Source organism: Lentzea sp. NPDC060358, assembly GCF_042725365.1.
Lineage (GTDB): Bacteria > Actinomycetota > Actinomycetes > Mycobacteriales > Pseudonocardiaceae > Lentzea.
Window position 1 is genome coordinate 1 of sequence record NZ_JBHXCW010000470.1, and the last position, 1425, is coordinate 1425.

The window sequence follows — 1425 nt, forward strand, 5'->3', positions numbered from 1 at the left end:
GGGGTGCGCAGCTCCCCGTCGCGGCAGTCGACACGGGCGCCGCCCTCGATCGCGGCCCGCACCCGGTCGGGGCGACCGGTTCGCGCGGCGTCGAGCAGTTCCTGATCGAGGGCGTTCATGTCCGTACGGCTCCTGTCGTTCGGCCTGTTCGGGCGGTTCGGGCGGTTACTTGGTGAGTGCGGCCACGCCTGCCCGGGCGAACTTCTCGTCCAGGTCGCCGGAGGGGGCGCCGGCCACGCCGATGGCCGCGACCGGGGCGCCCTTCACGGTGACGGGGGCGCCGCCCGCGAGGACCAGGGTGCCCGGGATGTCCTTCAGGGTCGGGGCGTTGGCCAGGCGCTGGGCGAGCTCGGAGGTCGGGGCGTTCCAGGACACGGCGGTGTACGCCTTCTTCACGGCCGACTCGTAGGCCTGCGGGCCCGCGCCGTCGCCGCGCAGGGTCAGGATCGTGTTGCCGTTGCGGTCGACGACCGCGACCGAGACCCGCTGGTTCTCCTTCTTCGCCGCGTCGAGCGCAGCCTGGGCGGCCTTGGTGGCGGCGGCCAGCGTCAGGTGGGTGCTCTGCTGGAGGTTGCCGTCCGCGGCGTCGGCGGTGACGGCGGCGGGCGCGGCGGCCGGGGCGGACGCGCTGGCGGACATCGTGCCGAAGGTCCCGGCGCCGAGGGCGGCGACAACGACGGCACCGGTCAGGACACGGGTGCGCAGCGACAGCTTCTTCATGGTGAACGACTCCTCGGGTTCGGCCGGGCGGTTCGGGGATTTCCGCGTTCCCGCTCCGCCGTCCATCCTCGGGTCGCGTCCGGCCCGTCCCGGTCGACCTGCGGGCTCCCTTCCGGGCCCCCGACGGCCGACGGCCGGGTCCACCGATCGGATGATGCGGTCGCCGTGTCCGTGACCGTCGCTCAGGGTGCCCGTGTGCTGCGGTGCCGCTCAGACCAGGAGCTTCGCCTTCGCCCGCTGGTACTCCTCGTCCGTGAGCGCGCCCCGGTCACGGAGATCGGCGAGCTTCGCCAGGTCGTCGGCGTGGCTGCTCCGCTGGGCGCCGGTCCCGCCCGTACCGCTGTCGGGGGAGTTGGCCGCCTCGCGTACGTACGACTTGAAGGCGGCCTCGCGGTCCTGGGCGTCCTTGACCTCGCGCTTGGCCATGGAATCGCCCCGGAAGATCACGTACAGCAGTACGCCGATGTAGGGCAGCAGCAGGGAGAGGATCAGCCAGCCCCCCTTGCCCCAGCCGCCCAGGTCGTGGCTGCGGAAGATGTCCGTGATGACCTTGAACAGCAGGAACAGCCACATGATCCAGAGGAAGAACACCAGCATGGTCCAGAAGAGGTTGAGCATGGGGTAGTCGTCCACAGATCTCTCCTCGGCCGACGCGCGTTCTGCGCGGTGATGAACAGGGGTAAACCAGTCATATCACCGCATATA

The 1425-nt window shown here is 71.1% G+C and carries 2 protein-coding genes; both read right to left on the minus strand.

Features of this window, described 5'->3' with window-relative positions; translation table 11 throughout:
• Positions 1-165: 165 nt before the first annotated feature.
• Positions 166-720 (minus strand): heme-binding protein, encoded by a 555-nt coding sequence (locus ACFWGZ_RS40965; RefSeq protein WP_382456967.1) that lies wholly within the window; start codon positions 718-720, stop codon positions 166-168.
• 210 nt (positions 721-930) lie between these two features.
• Entirely contained in the window at positions 931-1353 is a 423-nt protein-coding gene (locus ACFWGZ_RS40970) for an SHOCT domain-containing protein (RefSeq protein WP_376687882.1), read from the minus strand.
• Between the last annotated feature and the right edge of the window lie 72 nt (positions 1354-1425).

Bases quoted from the DNA above. Each gene is read 5' to 3' on its own strand.
- ACFWGZ_RS40965 (WP_382456967.1), bottom strand. From the start codon at position 720: ATGAAGAAGCTGTCGCTGCGCACCCGTGTCCTGACCGGTGCCGTCGTT.